The organism is Rhodanobacter sp. C06, from assembly GCF_002001105.1.
Lineage (GTDB): Bacteria > Pseudomonadota > Gammaproteobacteria > Xanthomonadales > Rhodanobacteraceae > Rhodanobacter_A.
On the sequence record NZ_MUNP01000031.1, the window covers coordinates 1 to 17,235 of the forward strand.

Genomic DNA, 17,235 nt, shown 5'->3' on the forward strand with positions numbered 1-17,235 from the left:
CGCGTCGCCTTGCGGTGCCGTTCGAAACCGGCGTCGTGCTCCATCGACAGGCTCATCTGCTTCGGCGTCATCGCGTAACATCCGTCCTCAGGTCGAGCTTCGACCACGGGGCAAAATCAGAGTTTCCTTAGTTGCTTGGTCGCGAAAGAAAATAATCTCTTCCTATGAGAAAGGGGCGCCGCAAGGCGCTCCTTTTCTTTCTTCAGTCCAGCAGCCCGTGGCTGCGCAGCAGCGCTTCCGGCTCGGGCTTGCGGCCGCGGAAGGCGACGAAGCTTTCCAGCGCGGGGCGGCTGCCGCCCACCGCGAGCACCTCACGGCGGAAGCGCGCGCCGGTGGCGGGGTCGATCACGCTGCCGGTTTCCTTCGCCGCGTCCTCGAATGCACCGAACGCGTCGGTGCTGAGCAGCTCGGCCCACAGGTAGCTGTAGTAGCCGGCCGCGTAGCCGCCCGCGAAGATGTGGCTGAACGCGTGCGGGAAGCGCTGCCACGCCGGCGGATGCAGCACCGCGACCTGCTTGCGCACCTCTTCCAGCACGGCCAGCGCGCGCGCACCCGCGGCGGGGTCGTAGCCCAGGTGCAGGCTGAAGTCGAACAGCGCGAATTCCAGCTGGCGCACTAGGAACAGGCCCGCGTGGAAATGCCGCGCGGCCAGCATGCGCTGGAACAGTTCCTCGGGCAGCGGCTCGCCGGTCTGCCAGTGCCGCGCGAACAGGTCCAGCGCCTCGCGGTTCCAGCCGAAGTTCTCCATGAACTGGCTGGGCAGCTCCACCGCGTCCCATTCCACGCCGTCGATGCCGCCGATCGAGGGCAGGGCGATCTCGGTGAGCAGGTGGTGCAGGCCGTGGCCGAATTCGTGGAACAGGGTGAGCACGTCGTCGTGGGTGAGCAGCGCCGGGCGGCCCTCGGTGGGCGGCGCGAAGTTGCAGGTGAGGAAGGCCACCGGCAGCTGCTTCGCGGCACCGTCGTCGAAGCGGGCGCGGCACACGTCCATCCACGCGCCACCGCGCTTGCCGGTGCGCGCGTAGAGGTCGACGTAGGCGCCGGCGAACACGCGGCCGTCGGCGTCCTGCACGTCGTAATAGCGCACCTCGGGATGCCACACGTCGACGCCTTCGCGCGGGGCGAGGCGGATGCCGTAGAGCTTGTGCACGATCGCCCACAGGCCGTCGATCACCGCAGGCAGCGGGAAGTAGGGCTTGAGTTGTTCCTCGTCGAGCGCGTAGTTCCGCTGACGCAGCTTCTCGGACGCGTAGCCCACGTCCCAGGGCTCGAGGTTGGCCAGCTCCAGCTCGTCGCGCGCGAACGCGCGCAGCGAGGCCAGCTCGCGCTGCGCCACCGGCTTCGCGCGCGCGGCGAGATCGTGCAGGAACTCCATCACCTCGACGGGCGTGCCGGCCATCTTGGTGGCCAGCGATTCCTCCGCCGCGTTGGCGTAGCCGAGCAGCCGGGCGGCTTCGTGGCGCAGTGCCATGATCCGTTCGATGCGCGCACTGTTGTCGTACTTGCCCGCGTGCGGGCCCTGCTCCGAGGCGCGGGTCTGGTAGGCCCAGTACAGGCGTTCACGCAAGCCGCGGTTGTCGGCGTAGGTGAGCACGGCCTGCACGCTGGGCTGCTTCAGCGTGACGAGATAGCCGTCCAGCTCCTGTTCCTTCGCGTACTGGCGCAGCACCGCCAGGCCGGACTCGGGCACGCCGGCGAGGTCGCGCTCGTCGGTGACGTGCTCGTGCCAGGCGTCGGTGGCGTCCAGCACCGCGTTGGAGAACTCGGTGGAAAGCTTGCTGAGCTCGACGCCGATCTCGCGGAAGCGCGTGCGCGCGGGTTCTTCCAGCGCCACGCCGGAGAGCCGGAAATCGCGCAGCGCGTGTTCCACCAGCGCACGCTCGGGCCGGCCCAGCGCGGCATGGCCCGGCGCGTCGGCCACCGCCTGCACGGCGGTGTACAGCGCACGGTTCTGGCCTTGTTCGAGACCGTAGTCGGTGAGCTTTTCCTCGGCCGGGGCGTAGGCCTCGCGCAGCGCGGGATTGTCGGCCACCGAGTGCAAGTGCGAGACCGGCGCCCAGGCGCGGGCCAGGCGCTGCTCCAGCCGCTCCTGCGCCAGCATCACGTGCGCGAAGTCGCGCGGCGCGCCGGCCGCGGTGAGCGCATCGATCGCGGCGCGGTCGTCCGCCAGGATGTCGGCTATCGCCGGCGCGATGTGCTCGGGACGGATGCGGGAAAACGCGGGCAGCGCATCGTCGGCCAGCAGCGGGTTGTCGTGGTTCATGGAGGCTCCTTTCGAACCGGAAGCGTGGCGAGCGCCCCCGGCGAAATCAAGCGTGGCCGTGTGACGGGGTCGGCTGTCATCGGGAAGGGGTAGCATCCGCCGCATGTCGCCGACCGATCTGGCCGAACTGCTTGGACGCACCGCGATGTTCGCGCACCTGGGCGACGCGCAACGCGCGGCGCTGGCGCGGCAGCTGCGCTGGCTGTGCCTGCCCGGCGGGCAGTACCTGTACAAGGCCGGCGAGCCGGCGGACGCGCTGTACCTGCTGCGCAGCGGCAGCCTCGGCGTGTTCGACGGCCCCACCACCGTGCTGCACCAGCTCGCCGCCGGCGAATGCGTGGGCGAGATCAGCCTGCTCAGCGGCGGCGCACATCACCTGGGCGTGCGCGCATTGCGCGATTCCGAGCTACTGCGGCTGGACCGCGCCGCGTTCGAGGCGCTGATCGAGCACCACCCGCGCGCGATGCTGGATGTGGCCCGCGTGGCGGTGCAGCGCCTGCTGCAGAACGAACGCCGCGACGCCGCGCCGGACAAGCCGCGCACCTTCGCGATCCTGCCGGTGGATGCGGACGTGCCGGTACGCGCGCTGGCGCTGCAGCTGGGCCAGGCGCTGGAGGCGCATGGCAACTGCCTGGTGGTCGACGCCGAGCTGGGCGCCGGCCGCGGCAGCGACTGGTTTGCCGAACGCGAGGCGCAGGTGCGTTTCGTGATCTACCTCGACAGCAGCGGCGATGCGCTGTGGCGCCAGCGCTGCCTGCGCCAGGCCGACGTGCTGCTGCTGCCCGCGCTGGCGGCGCAGCAGGCGCGACCGTGGCCGGAGGCGGCACCCGGCCACCCCTCGCGCGCACGGCATCGCCCGCGCCATCTGCTGCTGCTGCATGCCGGGCACGACGTGCAGCACGGCGCCGCGCGACGCTGGCGCGCCCAGTTCAGCGGCGAGCTGATGCACCACCACATCCGCGGCGAGGACGACATCGCGCGGGTGGCGCGGCTGGTCAGCGGCCACGGTCGCGGCCTGGTGCTGGCCGGCGGCGGCGCGCGCGGGCTGGCCCATCTCGGCGCGATCCGGGCGCTGCGCGAAGCCGGCCACACCTTCGACGCGGTGGGCGGCACCAGCATCGGCGCGATCATCGGCGCCGGCGTGGCCGACGGCTGGGACACCGCCACGATGATGCGCAAATACCACGCTGCCTTCGTGCGCGGTCGTCCGCTGTCGGACTGGACCCTGCCGCTGGTGGCGCTGACCCGTGGCCGCCGCGCCGCGCTGCTGCTGCGCGAGGCGTTCGGCGCGATCGACATCGAGGACCTCGCCACGCCGTTCTTCTGTGTCACCACCAACCTCTCCGGCGCAGGCCGCGTGGTGCACCGGCACGGGCCGCTGTGGCTGTGGCTGCGCGCCTCCAGCGCGATCCCGGGCGTGCTGCCGCCGGTACTGCACCACGGCGAGGTCTACGTGGACGGCGCGCTGGTGGACAACCTGCCCACCGACGTGATGGCCGCCGACGGCCTCGCCCACCTCACCGCGGTGAGCATCCGCGCCGACATCGAACTGCGCAGCGGCATCGAGGCCTTCGCCACGCCGCCATGGTGGCGCCTGCTGCTGCAACAGCGCCGCGGCCCGCGCTGGCCCGGCCTGGTCTCCACGCTTACCCGCGCCGCGATGGTCAACAGCGAGGAGACCGGTGAACGCTGCCGCGCGCTGGCGCAGCGGCTGATCACCCCGCCGCTGGACCACATCGGCATGCTGGACTGGAAGGACTGGCAGCGCGCGGTGGAGGCGGGTTATCGCGAGACGATGCGGGTGCTGGAGGCGGAACGCGGCTGAATCGTTGCGGGCCGCAGGTCGGGCCGTAGTTGGGCTTCAGCCCGACATTCCCCGTGCGCCCGGTGTGTCGGGCTGAAGCCCGACCTACGGGGGAGGGAAAGTACAATGCACGGATGAATCCCCTGCGCAGCTACAAGGGCATCGCCCCCGTCCTCGGCGAACGCGTCTACGTCGACTCCGCCGCCAGCGTGATCGGCGACGTGGTGCTGGCCGAGGATGTGTCGATCTGGCCCGGCGCGGTGCTGCGCGGCGACGTGAACGCCATCCGCGTCGGTCCACGCACGAACATCCAGGACGGCGCGATCGTGCACGTGGCGCACGCCGGCCCCTACGGCCCGGGCTTCCCCTGCCTGATCGGCGCCGACGTCACCATCGGCCACGCCGCGGTGGTGCATGCCTGCACCATCGAGGACGGCTGCCTGATCGGCATGCACGCCAGCGTGCTGGACGGCGCGGTGGTGAAGAAGCACGGCTTCGTCGGCGCCGGTGCGCTGGTACCACCGGGCAAGGTCGTCGGCGAACGCGAGCTGTGGCTGGGTAACCCGGCGAAGTTCGTGCGCGTGCTCAGCGACGCGCAGGTCGCGCAGTTGCTGTATTCGGCCGCGCATTACGTACGGCTGAAGGACGATTACCTCGCGGGTTGAGCGGCTTTATCGCGGCACGGCCGCATCCACCTGCCGGGCGCTGATCGCCGCTGCTTCCTCCGCGTGCTGCTGGCGCTGCAGCTTGCGTTGCGCATCGAGGTAACTGCCAAGCAATGCCAGCCGGTAGTTGCTGGAATGCATCTCGTAGCGCGCCGGGTCGTACTTGTAGTTGCCGACATCGTAGGCGCGCAGCAGCTGCAGCTCGCGTTGCGCCTCGTCGAGGTCGCCCGTGGCGATCGTCCGCTCCACGTCCTGGCTGGCCGGCTTGAACGCATCACGCAACTGGTCCAGCGCGGTGCGATTGTGCGGGTCGAACTGCAGCACGCTGAAGTAGAACTCGAACGCGTTGCTGCCCACCGGCGCCACTCGGCGACCGTCGTGCAACGCGTCGCCGGCGAGGCCCAGCAGGATGCGCGTGCCGCTGTCGTCGGCCCCCGGCGCGGCCGCGGCGCGCGCGTTCCAGTGCCACCAGCCGCCACCGGCGAGGATCAGCACCAGGAGGCCGCCCAGCCAGAGCTTGCGGCGAGAAACGAAGGTTGCGAGAGCTTGCATGACACCTGTGCCTGACCGGAACCGCGGTCGCGGCCGTCCCGATGGACGACCGCGACCGTGGCGGCAAGCTAGCGGCGCATCATGTCAGGCCGATGACTCGCGCTCGCGCGTTCACCAGTCGAGCAGCGCGTCGCCCTGGTCGGGCGAGCCATCCGGATGGCTGAACCAGTACACGCCGTTCTGGCCGCCGGGGCAGCCCTGGCCACTGCTGTACGCGGTCACTGCGCCCGCTGCCGACGCCACGTCGGCGCGGTAGCAACCGCCCCAGCTGTCGCCAAAGGCGAACGCCTGCGTGCTGGCCTGGCCGCTGTGCCCGGTGAGGTTGCCGCTGGCGTCGAAGTCCAGCGTGTCGGCGCTGTTCACCGTGTTGTCCACGTGGTCCGCATACAGGGTGATGCCGGCGAACGCCCGCGAACGATGCAACGAGTAGCCCTGCTGCACCGTGGTGGCCGCGGCGAAGCTGCCGTCGGCGGCCACCGGCTGGTCGTAGTCCACGTGCAGCGGATAGCTCACTTGCTGCCGGTACTCGCGGGTGACGATCGGTCCGATGCGGCTGCGGCTCACCCCGTCCATTGCGGTGAGCTGGTCGGTGACCTGGCGATAGGTGCTCGCGTTGATCGTGAAGGCCTGGGTATCGGCGAAGCTCACGGTCTGGTCCACCGAGTTCTGCACGCGGCCGTGCGAGGTGTCGACGTAGCCCTCGATCACGAAGTGGCGCGAGAGGTTCGTGGTGATGTCGCCGTTGCCGGTGCCGTCCAGCGTGCTGGCGATGGTCGGCACGGGCGCCTGGTCGATCAGGGTGTTGCGCGTCACGCGGCCGCTGATCTGGCGCGCATGGCGGTCCTGGTAGACCAGCAGGGTCGCGGCGGTGGAGAAGTAGTTGTTCGCGCCGGCCACGCTCACCGCCACCGTGTGCTGCGCACCGTCGCTGAGCACGCCCGCGAACGGGCTGAGGTCGACGCGATACGGCATGAAGTTCATCGTCTGCACGCCGGGAACCGGCCGCCACAGGTAGGGATCGATGCCGCCGGTGTAGATCCACGGATAGATCGGCGCCACGCCGGCCGGCTGGCCGTCGATGCTCACCTCGGCCTCGCGGAAGTTGCCGCCACCGCACTCGTTCACCAGGGCGGCGTACTGATCGGGCACGCAGGTGTACCAGAACTCGTCGTTGTGCTGGCTTTGCGCGAACACGTCGAGGTAGGCACGTTCCACGTTGCGCGGCAGGCTCAGGGTCTTCGCCAGCTGGTCGGTAGACGTGGACAGGTTGGCGATGTTGCCTACCGGATCGCTGCCCAGCGAAATCACCTGGTCGGGCACGCGCGGCGCGGGCGCCCGGCCCGAGGCCGGATAGAACAGCAGCTTCGCGCTGCCGTGGAGCACGCCGGTGTAGGTGCTGTCCACCCCGTTCCACAGGATCGCCTGGCCCTGGCCGGTATTCCTGAGCAGCGCGCTGTAGTCGGTGAGGTCGCGCTCCACGTGCCAGCTCCGCGCCACCGTGGCCGAAGGCTCGGCCGTGGTGCCGAAGTACAGGTTCACGCCGCCCAGCCAGATCATCGCCGTGCGGTCGAACTGGCGGCCCGCGGTCACCGAGAAATCCGCCTCCAGCACCACCTTGGCCCAGCGCGTGCCGCAGCCGGTGGGCGGCGCGTAGCTGTAGGGGCGGGTACCGAAGTCGTTGAAGGTGTCGTTGCTGAACAGCTGCACCACGCAGGGCTGGCCCGGCGGGCGCGGCACCGTCGGATCGGCGGTGGTGGTGTTGGACGAACCGATCGGGCTGGCGCCGGCATCGGCGGCGGCGTAGGCACTGCAGGCAAAGCACGTCAGCCCGGCGATGGCCAGGCTGCGAGCGAACACTCCCATGCGCAGCATGCGATTTCCCCTTGCGTGTGGGCCTGCCCGTGACTTCTCCCGTCCGCCGAGCAGGCGCCGTCACCCCCTGTGCCGGGCATGCTGGCACCGGGATTTTTAGACGGGGTCAAATCGGTCCGGCGTTTTCTTGCGACCATCGCCCCGGCGGTCGCCGGCGACCTTTCGATCAGCCGGCGCGCAGCGCCTGGTACACCGGCTCGGTGTCGGGACGGCGGCCGTGCCACAGCGCGAACGCGTCGGCCGCGGTTTCCACCAGCATGCCGAGGCCGTCGAAGGCGTAGCGCGAGCCGGCCGCCTTCGCCCAGGCGAGGAAGCCGATCGCCGCCGCGCCATAGGCGAGGTCGCAGCAGAGCGCGCGGGCGCCCACCAGCGACGGTGGCAGCTGCAGGCCGCCGCCCAGCACGCCGGCCGAGGTCGCGTTGACGATCAGGTCGTAGCTGCCCAGGTTCGCGAGGTCGTTCCAGTAGCGCGTGTGCACGCGTGCCGGCTCGCCGATCGCATCGGCCAGCGCATCGGCGGTTTCCGGCGTCCGGTTGACGATGGTCAGCGTCTGCACGCCCGCGTCCAGCAGCGACCACGCCACGCCGCGCGCCGCACCGCCCGCACCCAGCATCAGCGCGTCGTGGCCGCGCAGGTCGACGCGGTGGCGCTCGGTAAGGTCGCGCACCAGGCCGTCGCCGTCGGTGTTGTGCGCGGCGAGCCGGCCGTCGGCGAGGCGGGTGAGCACGTTCGCGCTGCCGGCACGGGTGGCCGCCGCGCTGCGCTCGTCCGCCAGCGCGAAGGCCGCGCCCTTGTGCGGCAGGGTGACGTTGGCGCCCGCGCCGCCCGCGGCGAAGAACCCGCGCACCGCCGCCACGAAGTCCGCCGGCGCCGCGTCGATGGTGCGGTACTCCAGCGCGATGCCGAACTGCCGCGCGAAGGCCTCGTGGATGCGCGGCGACAGCGAATGCGCGATCGGGTGGCCGAACACGGCGAACTGGGCGGGCTGGCTCATGCGCTGCTCCTGGGAATGGACGTCCATTGTACGGAGGTCGGGCTTCAGCCCGACATCGACGCTGCCCGGGCGGGAAGTCGGGATGAATCCCGACCTACAACGTCCAAACCGACACTGCCTCAGCTGCTGTCGCGGGTTTTGAGATAGCCCGTCGGCATGCTGGCTCCATCGCCCCGCGAGGAAGCCGCCATGCGCCCCACCGTCATCGACCACCGCCGGCACGACCGCCTGCTCGCCATCGCCCTGCTGTGGCTGGCCATCGGCACGGCGCTGCTCGTCACCACCCTGGTGCCGGCGCATACCGCGCTGCTGGGCTGGGCGCCGCTGGTGTGGCTGCTGCTGGCGCCGCTGGCGCTGCTGCTGATCCTCGAACCGGGCCTGCCGCGGCAATGGCTTGCATGGCGGCATGCGCGGCGCGTGCACGCGACGCGCCGTCACTGAATTCCATCTGGCAGTGGAACGGCCCGCCGCCGGGATGCCGCGGGCCAGGGAGTGCATCGCGCGAGGGAGCGCGCCCGGTGCCGGGTGCCGCAGGGATGCGGCATCCGGCACGATCTCATCCCGTTGCCGACAGGTCAGTTGCCGGCGTGCTCGCGCTGGGACATCCGCGTGCCGATGCCCTGCCGCTTGCGTTCCATCCGGCGCAGGAATTCGCGCATCACGCGCAGGTACAACTCCTCGCCGAGATGGACGTCCTCCACGCCGGCATCGATCGACGGGTTGTCGTTGACCTCGATCACCACCGGCTTGTCGCCGACCTGCTTGAGGTCCACGCCGTAGAAGCCGTCGCCGACCGCACTGGTGGCCTTCAGCGCCAGCTTCACCACTTCGGCCGGCGCGTCGTCCACCGCGATCGTCTTGAACCCGCCGGATTTCGCCGTGCCCTTGGCGCCGTGGTTGTAGATCTGCCAATGGCCGCGCGACATGTAGTACTTGCACGCATACAGCGGCACGCGGTTGAGCACGCCGATGCGCCAGTCGAATTCGGTATAGACGTATTCTTGCGCCAGCAGCAGCGCGCTGTGCTGGAACAGTTCACCGCTCGCCCTGCCCAGCGCCTCCTCGTTCTCCACCTTCACCACGCCGCGCGAGAACGAGCCGTCGGGGATCTTCAGCACCAGCGGGTAACCAAGCCGGGCCGCGACTTCCTTCATGCCCTTGCCGTCGTCGCGGTAGAGGATCTCGGTGCGCGGCACGGCGAGCTTGCGCGAAACCATCAGGTCGTTGAGGAAGATCTTGTTCGTGCAGCGCAGGATCGACGCCGGGTCGTCGATCACCACCATGCCTTCCTTCTCCGCGCGATGCGCGAAGCGGTAGGTGTGGTTGTCGCTGGCGGTGGTCTCGCGGATGAACAGGCCGTCGTATTCGGCGAGGCGCTGGTAGTCGTTCTTGCCGATGGTGTCGACCTCGATGCCGAGCTCCTTGCCGGCGGCGACGAACTGCTTCAGCGCCTTCCTGTTCGACGGCGGCATCTGTTCGTTGGGGTCGACCAGCATCGCGAGGTCGTAGCGGTACAGCTTGCGCGCGCGCGGCTTGCGCCAGAGCTTGCGCGAAAAGCGGTCCAGCTCCTCGGCGAACGCGTCTTCCTGGGCATCGTCCAGCGTGTGCAGGCCCACCGGCTTGATCGAACTGACCTGCCACACGCGGTCGCGCTCGAACTCGATGCGCAGCAGCGGGCAGGGGAAGGATTCGAACACCTGCCGCGAGAGATCCTGCAGCGCGGAATAGGCGGTCTCGCCGAAGTAGACCAGGATGCCGAAATCGGTGGTGTCGCGGCCGCCGGCGGGCAGGAAGTGGGTGAGATTGGTGTTGAGATCCTCGATGTCCACGCCGTACAGCGAGCGTCGGCCCAGGTCGTTGATGGTGCGCACCGAGGGCATCACCTTGTGCCCGCGCGCCTCGGCCAGCAGCGACACGTAGTAGCCGGTGCCCAGGTACTTGTAGCTGCGGCACAGGTTGATGACGTGGGTGCGCTCGTCGTCGCTGCCCGCCGGCTCGCGCAGGTAGTCCGCTGCGCTGACCACGTCCACGGACGGGTAGTAGGAACCCCAGTCGGAGGCTTTCTCGACCACGATGACCAGACGGGCCATGTCACCACTCAGGCTTGCGATTGCGGGGAAGCGCCCTGCGCGCAGGGCGGCGAAGTCGCGAGCGCGCAGTGTCGCACAGCAAGACCGCGCCACAAGGCGTGGCACTGAACCTTTTCTGAGCGTCCGCCCGGCATCGCGATTGCCGCACCGCCGACCCGGCACTACAGTCCGCCCCGGCCGACGGACTTGCTGCGCGGCCGGCCGCATCCGCCGTCACCCGAGGCCGTGATCCAATGACGCCAGCCGCCGCCGTGCGCATCCGCTCCGCCGAACTCTCCGACCTCGACGACCTGGTGACGCTGGAGGAGCACAGCTTCGACAGCGACCGGCTGAGCCGCGCGCAATTCCGCCGCCACCTCGACAGCGACAGCGCCAAGGTGCTGGTGGCCAGCACCGGCCCGCACCGCTTCCTCGGCACGGCCGTGGTGTTCTTCCGCAAGCGCAGCGGCGTGGCGCGGTTGTACTCGATCGCCACCCACCACGCCGCGCGCGGCCAGGGCGTGGGTTCGGCCCTTCTCGCCGCCGCCGAGCAACTCGCCCGCCGCCGCCGCTGCCGCTCCCTGCGCCTGGAAGTGCGCGCCGACAACCATGGCGCGGCGCGCCTGTACGAGCGCCTCGGCTACCGCCGACTGGCTGCGCTGGAGAGCTACTACGAGGACGGCGGGGACGGTTGGCGCTACGAGAAGCTGCTGGGGTGAGGCCAGTCCGCGGCTCGCGGGCGAGAGGCCAGCACCGGCGACGCGCCAATTGACGGTTGTGCCGGGCTGCCTGAACATCCGTCGCCATCCCGGGAAAGCGGGCCTGCCAGCAAGCGCCGTGTCCATGCACTTTCTCGAGCACCTGCGACACAACTGGCCCCTGGCGGCCGCCGCGGCGATCCTGCTTGCGCTGCTGGTCTACGCGCTGGCCAGCGGCAACCTGCCCACGAACCAGGGGCGCATCGCGCGGACGGTCGAACCGCTGCGCTATTGGCGGTGGGTCCGTCGCCTCGCGGCGCTGCTCGTGGTGGCGGTCGCGGTGTTGCTGGGTTCGTACTGGTTGACGCCGCTGTGAGGCGATGCCTCACGGTTCCCGTGTTTCCCGCCCCGTCGCCATCGGCGTCCAGTGCACCTGGTCGAGCGAGTATTCCTGCCGGTAGTCGATGCGGTCACGGCCGTGGAAGACGTTGACCACCCGCGCGTATACCGTCTTGCCGTGGTCGCTGAATTGCCACGGGAAGGTCCAGCGGTCGCCGTCGATCGTCAGCGTGCCGTCGCCGCCCGCGCTGCCGTCGGCGGGGATCGGGTGGGTGACATAGCTGCCCTTGGCCGCGTCGTACACGAACACCACCAGCGCCTTGGACTGGCCGTCCACGATCTGCTCGCAGGCGTAGAACATGCGGCCGCGCCAGCAGTCGTTGTGCAGCGTGCCGGTTTCCTTGCCGGCCTTGCTGTAGGGCGTGGCGTAGTGTTCGGCCTGCGTGTGCCAGGTGCCGGCGTAGACCGTGATGCGGTCCAGCCCGTCGCTGGCCGCCTGCGCGGCGGCGCTGACGAACAGCAGGCTGGCGCAGCACCAGGGTGAAAGGTTTCGCATCGCTTGGTCTCCCCGTCGATCCGGCCTCGCCGCGTCGGCGGCAAGGCCGGGTTGCGATTCACGCGCGCGCCGCGGCCGTCACTTGCGGTCGTGGTTCGCCGCTTCCGCCGCCGCCTTGAGTTCGCGGTTGGCCTGGTCGAGCAGATCCTTCGCCTTCGCCGCGTGACCATCCATGTCCCATTCGTTCGCCTGCTGCGCGGCGACGATGCGGTGGTAGGCCTGGTCGGTGAGCCGCTGCGCAGCGGCGATGTTCGGATGACGATGGCCGCTGACATCGCGTACCGGCTGCGCGGCGAAAGCGGCGGCAGCGACCAGCGCCAGCATGGCGGCCGAAACAACCCCTGTGAGCTTCTTCATGTGCGTCTCCCCGGTGATGTGGATGCCACGGGAGGCGCATGGCTACGCCCTCGTGGCGACGCGAATCTAGCGCGGCCGCGGTTCAAGTTCCTGCGTCGATTTCATCCGGCACACGGACGGCGGACGGCCGCGCGTCTATCATCCGCCGTCCCCACCGGAGTCCATCGCCATGGCCGATGTCGTTGTGTTCCATCATGCCCAGGGCCTCACGCCGGGCATTCTCGCGTTCGCCGAGGAACTGCGCGCAGCCGGGCACCGGGTCGCCACGCCGGACCTGTATGCCGGCGCATGCCTCGACACGCTGCCGGACGGCATCGCGCATGCGGAGCGTCTTGGCTTCGACACGCTCATCGCGCGTGGCGTCGAGGCGGCCGCGTCGCTGCCGGCCACGGCGGTCTATCTCGGCTTCTCGCTGGGCGTGCTGCCCGCGCAAAAGCTCGCGCAGACGCGCGACGGCGCGAGGGGCGCGATCCTGCTGCACGCCTGCGTGCCGCCGACCGAGTTCGGCCCCTGGCCGGCGGGGTTGCCGCTGCAGATCCACGTGATGGAACAGGATGCGCTGGGCGACGTGGAGGTGGCGCGCGAGGTCGCCGACATGGTGGACACGGCGGAGCTGTTCCTCTACCCCGGCGCGCGGCATCTGTTCAGCGATCGCAGCCTGACCGAACACGATCCGACAGCCGCAGCCCTGCTCGGCGAGCGGGTGCTGGCGTTCCTGCGGCGGATCGATGGCGATTCCGCCGCTTAACCGCCCAGCGGCGAGCTGATGCGCTGCCGGGTGGCCGCGTCCGGCCGCGCCACCAACGCGCCATCGCGGGCGAGGCTCACGCTGTAGTGGCCGCCGTCGACCAGCGGCAGGAAGGCGCCGCTGCCGTAGACCGCATCCACCATCGGCAGCGCGCGCGGGTATTGCCGGCGCAGGTCGAGCAGGTCGAAGCCGTCGGCGGAACCGAGGCCGACCACGGTGCGCGGCGCGCTCGCCTCCTGCGCGGGATCGTCGTAGCGGCCGTCGATGCGGTCGAGCCGGTACAGCGGCGGCAGGCCGGCGAGCACGGCCGGCAGTTTCCACTTCAGCACCACCGCCTCGACGCGCCAGTCGTCGCCCGCCAGTTCGAGCCGGCGCGTGCTGCCGTCGGGCCAGGCGAGCGTGACGGCCCAGCGCTGAGGCGAGAGGATGTGCGCGTCGATGTCGACCACCGGCGCCTCCTCGCCCAGCAGGCGATAGCCGCGCAGCGCCCAGCAGCCCGTGCCGAGCAGCACCGCCAGCGCGAAACACGCCACGCACAGCAGCCCGTGCCAGCACGCCGCCAGCCGCGCGCCCGCGTCGAGGCGCCGACGCAGCGTCACCAGCTGCAGCAGGCACAGCAGCAGCAGGATCGCCGCCAGCACCAGCAGCACGGTGGCGGGCAGGCGCAGCAGTTCGATCGGGTTCATCGGGGTTTCCGGGGCGGGGGCGTGCGCATGATAAGCCGCGCGGATGCGCTCGCTATACTGCGGACGTTCCCGGCGACCGCGGTCGCCGCGTGCGTCTTCCCACCCGTTTCCCTCTGGTGTCCGATCATGCGCCGTCCGCTGCTGCTGCCGCTCTGCCTCGCCGCCGCCCTGCTTGCCGGCTGCGGCAACAAGGGTCCGTTGTACATGCCGAACAACCCGCATCCGCCGGTCCACGTGCCGCCGCAGCCCACGCCCGCGCAATCGGCGCCGGCCCCGGCGAGCAGCGGCGCCGCGCCCGCCACCACGCGCTGAGCGCAGCGATGCTGCGCTTCTCCAAGATGCACGGCCTGGGCAACGACTTCGTCGTGCTCGATTGCCGCAGCGCGCCGTTCGCGCTGGACGTGGCGCGCATCCGCGCACTGGCCGACCGTCGCACCGGCGTCGGCTTCGACCAGCTGCTCAGCGTGGAGCCGGCGCGCGATCCCGCCTGCGCGTACTACTACGGCATCTGGAACACCGACGGCTCGCCCTCGGGCCAATGCGGCAACGGCGTCCGCTGCGTGGCGGCGTGGCTGCATCGCGCCGGCGCGCTGGCGCTGGGCGACGCGGTGCGACTGGAGAGCCCGTCCGGCCCGGTGACGGTGCGCCTGCTCGCCACGCACGAAGTCACCGTGGACATGGGCGAGCCGGCGTTCGTGCCGGCGCGCATCCCGTTCGCGGCGGCGGCCGAGGCGGATCGCTACGCTATCGAGGTCGACGGCGCCACGCTGGAGATCGGTGCGGTGTCGATGGGCAATCCGCACGCGGTGGTGATGACGCACACGCTGGCGGCGGACGCACCGGCGCGGCTGGGCCCGGCGCTCAGCACGCATGCACGCTTTGCCGAGGGGGCGAATGCCGGCTTCGTCGAGCGCCTCGACCGCGACCACCTAAAGCTGCGCGTGCACGAGCGCGGCGCGGGCTGGACCCAGGCCTGCGGCACCGGCGCCTGCGCCGCGATGGCAGTGCTGCGCCGGCGCGGCGAGGTGGACGAAAGCGTTCGGGTGGCGCTGCCCGGCGGCGTGCTGCGCATCGATTGGCGCGGCCCCGGCCACACGCTGTGGATGACCGGCCCGGCCGCATTCGTGTTCGAAGGCGAATGGCTGGATTGATCCCCGCGCGCGTCCATCGCACACTCGGGGCATGACCGGCCCGAGGAAAACGCGCATGAACGTCCCGCTGTCCGACGACGCCACCGAGGCCGGCGCTGTCGCGGCCTACCTGAAACAGCACCCCGCCTTCCTCAGCGACTACCCCGAGCTGGCCGCCCAGCTCACCTTGCCGCGCGAGCAGGGCGCGGTGGCCTCGCTGGCCACCTACCAGCTGCAGCAGCTGCGCGAGAAGAACGCGGAGCTGGAGCGCCGCCTCGCCGAGCTCACCGCGATCGCCGCCGACAACGAGCGGCTGATGGAACGCGTGCACGCGCTGACCGTGGCGCTGCTGCGCGCGAACACGCTGGAAGTGACCACGCGCACCGTGATGGCGCGGCTCAGCGAGGATTTCCACACCGAGCAGGTGCGCCTGCTGCTGTTCGGCAACAACCCCGACCTGCCGCGCTCGGACTGGTTGCGCCAGGTGGGCGGCGGCGCCGCCGAGCTGCCCGAGCTGGCCGAGCTGCTGCAGCGGCACGAGCCCGTCTCCGGCCGGATGTCGGCCGACAAGCTGGCGCAGCTGTTCGGCGACGAGGCTGCCGCGATCCGCTCGGCGGCGCTGATGCCGCTGGGCGAGGCCGGCATCCTCGCGATCGGCAGCCAGGACCCGGACCGCTTCCAGCCCGGCATGGGCACGCTGTTCCTGAAGATGATCGCCGCCACCGTCACCGCCGCGCTGGCACGGGCACACGACCTGACGTGAGCCCGTGAGCACGCCCGCGCAGCAGGTCGAGGCCTGGCTGGCCCGCCTCGCCGGCGAGCGGCAGGCCTCGCCGCATACCGTGGACGGCTACCGCCGCGATCTCGCCAAGCTCACCGCCTGGATGGAGGCGCAAGGGGTCGACGAATTCGCCGCGCTGGAACCGAACCGCCTGCGCCAGTTCGTCGCCAGCCAGCATCGCGCGGGACTGGCGCCGAAGAGCCTGCAGCGCCTGCTGTCCTCCTGCCGCAGCCTGTTCCGCCAGCTCAGCCGCGAAGGCGCGCTGGCACACGACCCGCTGGCCGGCGTGCGCGGTCCCAAGGTGCAGCGCAAATTGCCGGTGGTGCTGGACGTGGACGAGGCCGCCAGCCTGGTGCAAGCGGGCGGCGACGGCGCGCTGGGCGTGCGCGACCGCGCGATGCTGGAGCTGTTCTATTCCTCCGGCCTGCGCCTGTCCGAGCTGGTCGGCCTGCGCTGGGGCGACCTCGACCTCGACGGCGGCGAAGTGCGCGTGCTGGGCAAGGGCCGCAAGACGCGCATCGTACCGGTGGGCCGCCACGCCGTGGCCGCGCTGCGCTCACTGGGTGCGGCCGAAGACGGCACCGCGGAAGCGCCGGTGTTCCGCGGTCGCGGCGGCGCGACCATCAGCCCGCGCACCGTGCAGGCGCGGCTGCAGAAACTCGCGCTGATGCACGGTTTCGCCAAGCACGTGCATCCGCACCTGCTGCGCCACACCTTCGCCAGCCACATGCTGGAATCCTCCGGCGACCTGCGCGCGGTGCAGGAACTGCTCGGCCACGCCGACATCGCCACCACCCAGATCTACACGCACCTGGATTTCCAGCACCTGGCGAAGGTGTACGACGCGGCGCATCCGCGAGCGAAGCACAAGCGCTGAACTGTCGCCTCATTCCTTCCGCGGCGCTGCGCGGAACGAAACCTGTGCGGCTTCGTCGATGCCCGACCCGAGCTCCCGTGCCAGCCCCTGTCTGTGCAGCAACATGCGGATCGCGGTGATCCAGAAGATGGCGCCGGTGGCGATGCCCACGGCGACCGTGACGGCGGGACCGCTGAACAGCGCCACGCAAAGCAGATCGCCCACCACCACCGCGGCGCCGGCACCGTAATAGATCGGCATACGGAACAGTCTGCCCAGCGGCAGAAAGTGCAGACCCACCACCAGGCTGATGCCGGCCGCCATCAGATCCGGTCGATGCAGCGTCAGCGCCAGCACCACCACCAGACCGCAGCCGATCCCTTCGAACATCGTGATCCGCCGGAACGACTGGCTGTTCCTGCGCCACAGTTCGGCCCCCGGCACGGCCGCGATCCGCAGGCGGGCATGGTCTTTGCGCCATGCCCGGATCGCCGTCACCAGCAGCACGATGGTGGCCGCGTACACGACCATCCAACCCAATCCGAAACCCAGCCCGGTCTGCGTGGAGGCAATCGGCCAAAGCTTCGGCACGTAACCGTAGCCCCACCCCAGCCAGAAGAAGCCCATGGCGATCAGGATGGTCGCACCCGCGCCATGCAGCCAAGGCGCCGCCAGAGGCGTCGGCGCCCTGGGCGCCGACGCCGGGTCGCTCATGGTCTGGCTGGACATGGCACCCTCCATGACGGGATTCGCACCGATCCAGCATGCGCCTCGACCAGGTGATCGACTACTGACGAATGTCACCTCGTCGCCATGTGGATGGCGCAAACGATGCCATGCCCGACCGGGACATTCGCGGACGGAT

At 70.5% G+C, this 17,235-nt stretch carries 19 protein-coding genes; 10 read left to right on the forward strand and 9 right to left on the reverse strand.

What is annotated here, in order from left to right:
- Positions 1-202: 202 nt before the first annotated feature.
- Entirely contained in the window at positions 203-2,263 is a 2,061-nt protein-coding gene (locus B0E52_RS03435) for a M3 family metallopeptidase (RefSeq protein ID WP_077481810.1), read from the reverse strand.
- A 103-nt stretch (positions 2,264-2,366) separates the two neighbouring features.
- On the opposite strand from B0E52_RS03435, the gene B0E52_RS03440 reads away from it, so the two are divergent.
- Together B0E52_RS03440 and B0E52_RS03445 are read left to right on the forward strand one after the other, a co-directional pair.
- Positions 2,367-4,088: a patatin-like phospholipase family protein gene (locus tag B0E52_RS03440; protein WP_077481812.1), complete on the forward strand. Its 1,722-nt coding sequence runs from the start codon at positions 2,367-2,369 to the stop codon at positions 4,086-4,088.
- A 113-nt stretch (positions 4,089-4,201) separates the two neighbouring features.
- On the forward strand, positions 4,202-4,732 hold the full coding sequence (locus tag B0E52_RS03445) for a gamma carbonic anhydrase family protein (protein WP_077481814.1): 531 nt from the start codon (positions 4,202-4,204) through the stop codon (positions 4,730-4,732).
- Positions 4,733-4,738: 6 nt separating this feature from the next.
- On the opposite strand, the gene B0E52_RS03450 is transcribed toward B0E52_RS03445, so the two are convergent.
- The 3 genes from B0E52_RS03450 to aroE all read right to left on the reverse strand — a co-directional run bounded on the left by B0E52_RS03450 (position 4,739) and on the right by aroE (position 8,150).
- Positions 4,739-5,284, reverse strand: a complete 546-nt coding sequence (locus B0E52_RS03450; protein ID WP_077481816.1) for a hypothetical protein — start codon at positions 5,282-5,284, stop codon at positions 4,739-4,741.
- 111 nt (positions 5,285-5,395) lie between these two features.
- A complete protein-coding gene (locus tag B0E52_RS03455; protein ID WP_254426691.1) occupies positions 5,396-7,156 on the reverse strand; it encodes a peptide-N4-asparagine amidase in 1,761 nt (586 codons plus the stop codon).
- A 166-nt stretch (positions 7,157-7,322) separates the two neighbouring features.
- A complete protein-coding gene (gene aroE / locus B0E52_RS03460; protein ID WP_077481818.1) occupies positions 7,323-8,150 on the reverse strand; it encodes a shikimate dehydrogenase in 828 nt (275 codons plus the stop codon).
- Between the two features lie 189 nt (positions 8,151-8,339).
- Between aroE and B0E52_RS03465 the strand changes: the two genes are divergently transcribed.
- The gene (locus tag B0E52_RS03465) at positions 8,340-8,591 is read left to right on the forward strand and encodes a hypothetical protein (protein WP_077481820.1); all 252 of its coding nucleotides are present in this window, start codon (positions 8,340-8,342) and stop codon (positions 8,589-8,591) included.
- 134 nt (positions 8,592-8,725) lie between these two features.
- Here the strand turns inward: B0E52_RS03465 and B0E52_RS03470 are convergent, their stop codons facing one another.
- Entirely contained in the window at positions 8,726-10,240 is a 1,515-nt protein-coding gene (locus B0E52_RS03470; RefSeq protein ID WP_077481822.1) for a RimK family protein, read from the reverse strand.
- Between the two features lie 233 nt (positions 10,241-10,473).
- Between B0E52_RS03470 and B0E52_RS03475 the strand changes: the two genes are divergently transcribed.
- Both B0E52_RS03475 and B0E52_RS03480 read left to right on the forward strand, forming a co-directional pair.
- Positions 10,474-10,938, forward strand: a complete 465-nt coding sequence (locus tag B0E52_RS03475) for an N-acetyltransferase (RefSeq protein ID WP_077481824.1) — start codon at positions 10,474-10,476, stop codon at positions 10,936-10,938.
- A 118-nt stretch (positions 10,939-11,056) separates the two neighbouring features.
- Complete coding sequence (locus B0E52_RS03480; RefSeq protein WP_139351570.1) at positions 11,057-11,293, forward strand: hypothetical protein; 237 nt, start codon at positions 11,057-11,059, stop codon at positions 11,291-11,293.
- A 9-nt stretch (positions 11,294-11,302) separates the two neighbouring features.
- Here B0E52_RS03480 and B0E52_RS03485 read toward each other — a convergent pair whose 3' ends face one another.
- Both B0E52_RS03485 and B0E52_RS03490 read right to left on the reverse strand, forming a co-directional pair.
- Positions 11,303-11,812, reverse strand: a complete 510-nt coding sequence (locus B0E52_RS03485; protein WP_077481828.1) for a hypothetical protein — start codon at positions 11,810-11,812, stop codon at positions 11,303-11,305.
- A gap of 78 nt (positions 11,813-11,890) precedes the next feature.
- Positions 11,891-12,169: a hypothetical protein gene (locus B0E52_RS03490; RefSeq protein WP_077481830.1), complete on the reverse strand. Its 279-nt coding sequence runs from the start codon at positions 12,167-12,169 to the stop codon at positions 11,891-11,893.
- A 169-nt stretch (positions 12,170-12,338) separates the two neighbouring features.
- Between B0E52_RS03490 and B0E52_RS03495 the strand changes: the two genes are divergently transcribed.
- Entirely contained in the window at positions 12,339-12,917 is a 579-nt protein-coding gene (locus B0E52_RS03495; protein ID WP_077481832.1) for a dienelactone hydrolase family protein, read from the forward strand.
- Here B0E52_RS03495 and B0E52_RS03500 read toward each other — a convergent pair.
- Entirely contained in the window at positions 12,914-13,603 is a 690-nt protein-coding gene (locus B0E52_RS03500) for a hypothetical protein (protein WP_077481834.1), read from the reverse strand. The genes B0E52_RS03495 and B0E52_RS03500 overlap by 4 nt on opposite strands.
- Before the next feature lie 126 nt (positions 13,604-13,729).
- Here B0E52_RS03500 and B0E52_RS03505 point away from each other — a divergent pair, with 126 nt between their 5' ends.
- From B0E52_RS03505 to xerC, 4 genes are read left to right on the forward strand one after another with little or no spacing between them, the layout of a single operon-like run.
- Positions 13,730-13,915: a lipoprotein gene (locus B0E52_RS03505; protein WP_077481836.1), complete on the forward strand. Its 186-nt coding sequence runs from the start codon at positions 13,730-13,732 to the stop codon at positions 13,913-13,915.
- Positions 13,916-13,923: 8 nt separating this feature from the next.
- The gene (gene dapF, locus B0E52_RS03510) at positions 13,924-14,754 is read left to right on the forward strand and encodes a diaminopimelate epimerase (RefSeq protein ID WP_077481838.1); all 831 of its coding nucleotides are present in this window, start codon (positions 13,924-13,926) and stop codon (positions 14,752-14,754) included.
- A 55-nt stretch (positions 14,755-14,809) separates the two neighbouring features.
- On the forward strand, positions 14,810-15,496 hold the full coding sequence (locus B0E52_RS03515; protein WP_077481840.1) for a DUF484 family protein: 687 nt from the start codon (positions 14,810-14,812) through the stop codon (positions 15,494-15,496).
- Between the two features lie 4 nt (positions 15,497-15,500).
- Positions 15,501-16,391 (forward strand): tyrosine recombinase XerC, encoded by an 891-nt coding sequence (gene xerC / locus B0E52_RS03520; RefSeq protein WP_077481842.1) that lies wholly within the window; start codon positions 15,501-15,503, stop codon positions 16,389-16,391.
- A gap of 9 nt (positions 16,392-16,400) precedes the next feature.
- Here the strand turns inward: xerC and B0E52_RS03525 are convergent, their stop codons facing one another.
- A complete protein-coding gene (locus B0E52_RS03525) occupies positions 16,401-17,099 on the reverse strand; it encodes a hypothetical protein (protein WP_139351571.1) in 699 nt (232 codons plus the stop codon).
- Positions 17,100-17,235: the final 136 nt, after the last annotated feature.

Coding starts and splice junctions, on each gene's coding strand:
- B0E52_RS03435 (WP_077481810.1), bottom strand. CDS start 2,263: ATGAACCACGACAACCCGCTGCTGGCCGACGATGCGCTGCCCGCGTTT.
- B0E52_RS03440 (WP_077481812.1), top strand. CDS start 2,367: ATGTCGCCGACCGATCTGGCCGAACTGCTTGGACGCACCGCGATGTTC.
- B0E52_RS03445 (WP_077481814.1), top strand. CDS start 4,202: ATGAATCCCCTGCGCAGCTACAAGGGCATCGCCCCCGTCCTCGGCGAA.
- B0E52_RS03450 (WP_077481816.1), bottom strand. CDS start 5,284: ATGCAAGCTCTCGCAACCTTCGTTTCTCGCCGCAAGCTCTGGCTGGGC.
- B0E52_RS03455 (WP_254426691.1), bottom strand. CDS start 7,156: ATGCTGCGCATGGGAGTGTTCGCTCGCAGCCTGGCCATCGCCGGGCTG.
- aroE (WP_077481818.1), bottom strand. CDS start 8,150: ATGAGCCAGCCCGCCCAGTTCGCCGTGTTCGGCCACCCGATCGCGCAT.
- B0E52_RS03465 (WP_077481820.1), top strand. CDS start 8,340: ATGCGCCCCACCGTCATCGACCACCGCCGGCACGACCGCCTGCTCGCC.
- B0E52_RS03470 (WP_077481822.1), bottom strand. CDS start 10,240: ATGGCCCGTCTGGTCATCGTGGTCGAGAAAGCCTCCGACTGGGGTTCC.
- B0E52_RS03475 (WP_077481824.1), top strand. CDS start 10,474: ATGACGCCAGCCGCCGCCGTGCGCATCCGCTCCGCCGAACTCTCCGAC.
- B0E52_RS03485 (WP_077481828.1), bottom strand. CDS start 11,812: ATGCGAAACCTTTCACCCTGGTGCTGCGCCAGCCTGCTGTTCGTCAGC.
- B0E52_RS03490 (WP_077481830.1), bottom strand. CDS start 12,169: ATGAAGAAGCTCACAGGGGTTGTTTCGGCCGCCATGCTGGCGCTGGTC.
- B0E52_RS03495 (WP_077481832.1), top strand. CDS start 12,339: ATGGCCGATGTCGTTGTGTTCCATCATGCCCAGGGCCTCACGCCGGGC.
- B0E52_RS03500 (WP_077481834.1), bottom strand. CDS start 13,603: ATGAACCCGATCGAACTGCTGCGCCTGCCCGCCACCGTGCTGCTGGTG.
- B0E52_RS03505 (WP_077481836.1), top strand. CDS start 13,730: ATGCGCCGTCCGCTGCTGCTGCCGCTCTGCCTCGCCGCCGCCCTGCTT.
- dapF (WP_077481838.1), top strand. CDS start 13,924: ATGCTGCGCTTCTCCAAGATGCACGGCCTGGGCAACGACTTCGTCGTG.
- B0E52_RS03515 (WP_077481840.1), top strand. CDS start 14,810: ATGAACGTCCCGCTGTCCGACGACGCCACCGAGGCCGGCGCTGTCGCG.
- B0E52_RS03525 (WP_139351571.1), bottom strand. CDS start 17,099: ATGTCCAGCCAGACCATGAGCGACCCGGCGTCGGCGCCCAGGGCGCCG.